The organism is Chroococcidiopsis sp. (genome assembly GCF_051657925.1).
Classification (GTDB): Bacteria; Cyanobacteriota; Cyanobacteriia; order Cyanobacteriales; family Chroococcidiopsidaceae; genus Chroococcidiopsis.
In genome coordinates this window covers 1-5695 of the sequence record NZ_JBOFLP010000011.1, presented here as the reverse complement: position 1 = coordinate 5695, position 5695 = coordinate 1, and the positions used below count along the sequence as shown (strand labels likewise).

At 46.6% G+C, this 5695-nt stretch carries 4 protein-coding genes; 3 read left to right on the top strand and 1 reads right to left on the bottom strand.

Going from position 1 to position 5695, the window contains the following annotated elements; genetic code table 11:
* Nucleotides 1–700: 700 nt before the first annotated feature.
* From ACRC32_RS00790 to cobA, 3 genes are all read left to right on the top strand, one after another.
* Nucleotides 701–1396 carry a manganese catalase family protein gene (locus tag ACRC32_RS00790; protein WP_438552201.1) on the top strand — a complete coding sequence of 232 codons (696 nt, stop codon included), beginning with the start codon at nt 701–703 and terminating at the stop codon, nt 1394–1396.
* A 437-nt stretch (nt 1397–1833) separates the two neighbouring features.
* Entirely contained in the window at nt 1834–2763 is a 930-nt protein-coding gene (locus ACRC32_RS00785) for a sirohydrochlorin chelatase (protein WP_438552200.1), read from the top strand.
* 40 nt (nt 2764–2803) lie between these two features.
* Nucleotides 2804–3574: a uroporphyrinogen-III C-methyltransferase gene (gene cobA / locus ACRC32_RS00780; RefSeq protein ID WP_438552199.1), complete on the top strand. Its 771-nt coding sequence runs from the start codon at nt 2804–2806 to the stop codon at nt 3572–3574.
* 48 nt (nt 3575–3622) lie between these two features.
* Here cobA and ACRC32_RS00775 read toward each other — a convergent pair.
* Nucleotides 3623–5695, bottom strand: a 2073-nt coding sequence (locus tag ACRC32_RS00775; protein ID WP_438552198.1) for a phospholipid carrier-dependent glycosyltransferase, incomplete at its 5' end; no start/stop codon positions are given.

Genomic DNA, 5695 nt, shown 5'->3' with positions numbered 1-5695 from the left:
CTTGCCGTTGGTGGCGTAATTCCGTCATATCGGTTTCAAACGGTCGGTGCAATGCAAAACTTTTTTACCTACTCTGCCCAGAAGCAGTAGTTAATCAAAAGTCAAAAGTCGTAGGGGCGAGTTTTGACCGAAAAATTACGGGTTTTGGCTGTCAATCTATTGGCTAAACTCGCCCGTACAAAAGTCACATTAGTAGGGTGGGCATTGCCCACATGACTATCAAAATGAAATTCTAGCTAGTCATGTGTCACTCACCAGAACTTTGTAAATCCGTATTTTTTCAGATATGTATATTTTTTGAGTCATATTTTTAACTTTAAATTATTTAGCAGAAAATCTATTTGGCTGCAATTTCTTCATGAGATCGGAGAAAAATCATAACTTTCGATCGCCGAGAATTGAACCTTCAATCCCTAATTTTAGTCATGGGATACAACTTACGACTTACGACTTACGACTTATAAAAACTCTTTCCTCAGACGCACTCGCCAGTGTGGTTGCTGGGTTTACACTAGTCTTGGTGGATGTGACACAAGTAATTTTAGGCTGTAGTCATGGCGATCGCAGATTTTACAAAAAACTAAATCAAATCTCAGCTGTTATGGATTTTTTGTGACCAGGAGATTTCGTCACTGAGAGAGCCAAGTTTTTTCAGGAAGAGCGATCGCTAATTGTGAAAAACTGAGAGAGGAGAATTTGCATGTTTTTTCATAAAAAAGAACCAATTCACGTTGTAAACATTAAAGAACCAAATCCTCGCTTTGCTCAACTTTTGCTAGAACAATTTGGTGGTGCGACCGGTGAACTGTCGGCGGCTCTACAATACTGGGTACAGTCTTTTCATGTAGAAAACGCAGGTATTCGCGATATGCTGCAAGATATTGCGATCGAAGAGTTCGGTCACTTGGAAATGGTGGGCAAAATGATTGAAGCTCACACTAAAAATGTAGACCAAACCGATGCATATAAAAGTACTTTGTTTGCCGTGCGTGGGATGGGACCTCACTTTTTAGATAGCCAGGGGAATGCTTGGACAGCTAGTTATCTTAATGAAGGTGGCGATGTCGTGCGCGACTTGCGGGCTAACATTGCTGCGGAAGCTGGAGCAAGACAAACCTACGAAGAATTAATTAAGCTGTCAACTGATGAGGGTACAAAGAATGCTTTAGTGCATTTGCTAACACGGGAAATTTCCCATACGCAGATGTTCATGAAAGCTTTGGATTCTATGGGCAAGCTGACCGAACCTTTCTTTGGTAATATTCAGCCTGACGAAACAGTTGATATTTACTACAATCTGTCTACCAACGGTACGCAGGACGAACGCGGTCCTTGGAACTCGGAACCAACATTCCGCTATATTGCCGACCCAGTGAACGAAGTGACTAAAGGTTAGAATCCAGGTTGGAGACAACGTAGGTTCGTAACTTCTAGTTTGGTAATTCAATCAATGCAAGATAAGTTAGTGGATGTTAAATCTACTAACTTATTTTTATAGCAAGACTTCACGAGCGATCGGACTTTTCGTTATAACTGCCATTAGTCATCGGTCATCGATCGTTTGTTCCACGACAAGCAGGCTAAAAATGTTTTCTGATTATAGGTCTTCAGACTCAAGCAGAAATGCTATATTTGTAGAATTGTAAAGATGCAAAAAGCAGGTATGGTTCGTTAGAAGGCGATCGCGGCAGAAATAGGCAAAAATCAAAATCTATTGCGGTCGGTTCGTAGCTGAAATAATAGCAGCAATTGATACAGAAAATCTCATCTTAAAGTCATTTGCTAGATAAATCACACGATGAAATCGATCTACAGTTAAAGTCCCAATTATCGATGCGTTCCGCCTATCTACTGGTATCTCACGGCAGTCGAGATCCACGCCCGCAAGTGGCGATGGAACGCTTAGCGTGGCTTTTGCAAGGGAGCAGGGAGCAGGGAGCAGGGAGCAGGGAGACAAGGGAGAGCGGGGAGAAAATTCTTCGAGTGTCCTCCCACACTTCCCACACTTCCCACACCACGCACCACGACGCAGCTAATATCGGCGCGGCTCCAATGCGCGGGAAACCCGCGCTTCCGCCCGCTTGCGAAGACGCTTCGCCACCCCCTGCTTCACCACGCACCACATATTCCCGACTCCCGACTTCCGACTCCCTATCCCCTCTAATAGGTACTGCTTGTTTAGAGCTAAGTCAGAAGCCACTACACCAGCAGATTGCAGAGTTTAGCGATCGCGCCTTATCTTGCGGATATCAGCAAGTGCAGATCGTGCCTCTGTTTCTCTTGCCGGGAGTCCATGTCATGGAAGATATTCCAGCAGAAGTGGAGCAGGCGCGACAAGCCTTGAAAGTCAAGGTAAAGCTGGAATTACGCCCTCATTTAGGTTTCCATGCTGGCTTAGCAAGGCTGTTGAAACAGCAGCTAGACCGGACGCAGGCAGAGAAAACAATCTTGCTTGCACATGGAAGTCGGCGCGCCGGTTCTGAGCATCCTGTAGAAGCGATCGCCCAACAAATAAGTGCTGTAACGGCATATTGGTCAGTTGCTCCCAGTTTAGACGAACGAGTGCAAGAGTTGGCGCTCGCAGGATGGCGACGAATTGCGATCGTGCCGTATTTCTTGTTTGCTGGAGGTATTACCGATGCGATCGCGGACGTTGTAGGACAATTGCAACAACAATTTCCCGCGATCGAGTTTTGTCTGATGCAGCCACTAGGGGCAACTCAGGAATTAGCCGATCTCGTTTGGGATCTGATCGAGACGTAAATTTATTGACATACAAACTGCCAAAACGCCAAGGAAGAGAATGAACGAGTTTGTGGGTAAAGTCTACTTAGTGGGTGCGGGTCCAGGCGACCCTGGTTTATTTACACTCAAAGGTAAGGCATTGTTGGAATGTGCCGATGTGGTGGTTTACGATGCCCTCGTAAGTCCGGCAATTCTAGGCATGATTAACCCCTTGGCAGAAAAAATCAATGCAGGAAAGCGGCGGGGAAAGCATTCGTTGGTGCAGGAAGATACGACCCAGTTATTGATCGAAAAGGCACGAGATAATGCAGTGGTGGTGCGATTAAAAGGGGGCGATCCATTTATCTTCGGGCGTGGCGGCGAAGAGATGGAAGATTTGGTAGCGGCTGGGGTGTCAGTGGAAGTCGTGCCTGGGATCACGTCCGGTATTGCAGCTCCAGCTTATGCAGGTATCCCATTAACCCATCGAGATTATAGTTCTTCAGTCACGTTTGTTACGGGACACGAAGCAGCAGGAAAGTATCGCCCCAAAGTCAATTGGGCAGCTGTAGCCCAAGGTTCGGAGACGATCGCAATTTATATGGGAGTCCACAATTTACCCTACATAGTCGAGCAGCTATGCGAGGCAGGGTTAAGTGCGGATACACCAGTAGCTCTAGTACGTTGGGGAACTCGACCGGAACAAGAGGAATTGATCGGCACATTAGAGACAATTGTGGCGCAAGTAGAAACTACCGGTTTTAGCGCCCCTGCGATCGCCGTTATCGGTAAAGTCGTCAACTTGCATAGTCTATTAGCAGGCTGTAGCCCTGTTTTGGTGACAAGCTAAGGACTACTTCTCTCGCACCACGCTCTTACTCTGCTCCCTGCTCCCTGCTCACTGCTCCCTAAAAGTAGAATAATCTTGCCATGCTTGTATGAGATTGCCTTGCATGAGTGCAGCAATTCCATGTAAGGCGTGTAATTCTGGGATGTTGGAGTTGAGTGCTAAAGCTGGTTTGAGGGCAGTTTGGGCGGCGGCTCCATTCCAGTTATATAAGTGGACAAAGGCAAGGTAGGCATAGGCATAGGGATTTTGCGAGTCTAGCTGCGTCACTCGTTCCAGCGCCGCGATCGCACCTTGTACTTTTTGCTGTAATATTTGAGCTAACGTCAGAGCGTAAGCCCAGTCGAGATTTTGCGGTTCCTGTTTCAGCCTGTATTCCATTGCCAGTTGCGCCTGTATCAAATAATCTTGGATCGGGTCGTATTGATTAATCCGTCCAACTTCCGCAAAGACACGATCTAATGCCTTAATTCCTTGAGGTAAGGTTGCTGCTAAAAGTCGTTCTTGCGTAACTAAATCTAATTCCGGTGCAGGTGTGGCTGTAGCCGTAGGGTCAATTTTTAAGGTAACTGGTGGTACGGTGATGGGATAAGTTTCACCTGTATTGCGGTTGAGATATGTCGCCTCCAAAGTGTAAATCCCCGCAGATAGATTGGATGGAGGCATCATTGCTGAGCGTTCTGTTACTGAGTCGGGAGTCGGAAGTCGTAGGGGCGGGTTTAGCGAAAGATTGTCAGTTAAGGCAATAGATTCTCGTTTAAAACCCGCCCGTACGGGAGTCGGGAAATTGCGAATTAAATTGCCCATCCCGATCGCGCGATCGTGTATCCAGCGATCGCTTTGTTTGTCGCTATCCCGATTTTTCCAAGTTAGTAGTACAATACCAGGTTGCAACTGTTCCCACGTTCCAGACCACTCATAAGTCACTGGAATCGGCTTTCCGGGCGGTGCTACTGACGGTACTGTGACTCTTGATAGTTTTATGTGAGTTGTTGGTTGTTGGTAATTGGTAATTGGTAGTTGCTCCCTCTGCTCCTCTGCTCCTCTGCTCCTCTGCTCTGCTTCCCGACTCCCGACTTCTACCTGCGGTATACGACGATGATACAGTTTCAAGCTGCTACTGTCGGGTAAAGCCCAAGTTTTTTGTAAATTGAAATCGGGGGACTGTTCCACGTATTGCACCATAGCACTTTGAGCATCTGGAACCGAACCTTGTTCGCCTGTTTTCGTAACAAACCAATCGAGCGATCGCCCGTCTTGGACAATTTGCTGTTGGCGCGTTCCTACTTGCCGTCCGTAAACCTGAAAATTTTGTAATGCTCCAAAATAATTGAAGTTGTGTTGATTGACTTCTAACGTTGAAGGCAGCACGCCTAGATTGGATTTCAGATGGGGTGCTGTTCGGATGATGTCTTCAATGACTTGAGCGTGGGGATATTCTGACCCCATGTAAGCATAATGTTTGGCATTAGGGCTAAGAATTGAAGCAATACGATTACCTAATACTCCCCCTATAGGAAATAAATTTACCCCCATGATTAATACTGCCAAACCTATCGTACTCCAACGAATTTGCTGTCCCCAGCGCCCGCGCCAGCACGTCATACCATAGGCAAGAAACAGCACGACTCCAGGTAAATAAGGCACGACATAGCGACTGTCTTTATTAATGTTGAGCGAACAGAGCAGATATGCACCGATGAGGAAGATTGCAAGCCATATGAGGGAGTCGAGAGTCGTAGGGGCAGGTTTAGCAATAGATTCACGGCTTCCGTCAATAAATCGTGGCTCAAAACCCGTCCGTACAGGGGAGTCGAGAAGAGTGCGCTTGTTTTGACTTTTGAATGCCAGTTGCTTTAAGTCGGCAGAGCCGCCCAACGCACTGGCTCCTTTTAACTTTTGACTTTTATAAAGCAACAGCCCCACAATTGGGACGAGCAGTAACACCCAAGAAATATGTTCTGGTAACAGTTTCCAGTAATAAATCCAAGCATCGAGGGTATTGAGGGCGGGATCGCCTTCAGCTATGGCAGAATCTACCGTGGCTCGTTTTCCTCCAGTTAGAATCAGCAACCAATTTGTCCGATACCAAGGCATAAACACGATCGCAGATAGAAGTAGAGC

What these genes read in the sequence shown, in the direction of transcription:
- cobA (WP_438552199.1), top strand. Translation starts at nt 2,804, where the DNA reads ATGAACGAGTTTGTGGGTAAAGTCTACTTAGTGGGTGCGGGTCCAGGC.
- ACRC32_RS00790 (WP_438552201.1), top strand. Translation starts at nt 701, where the DNA reads ATGTTTTTTCATAAAAAAGAACCAATTCACGTTGTAAACATTAAAGAA.
- ACRC32_RS00785 (WP_438552200.1), top strand. Translation starts at nt 1,834, where the DNA reads ATGCGTTCCGCCTATCTACTGGTATCTCACGGCAGTCGAGATCCACGC.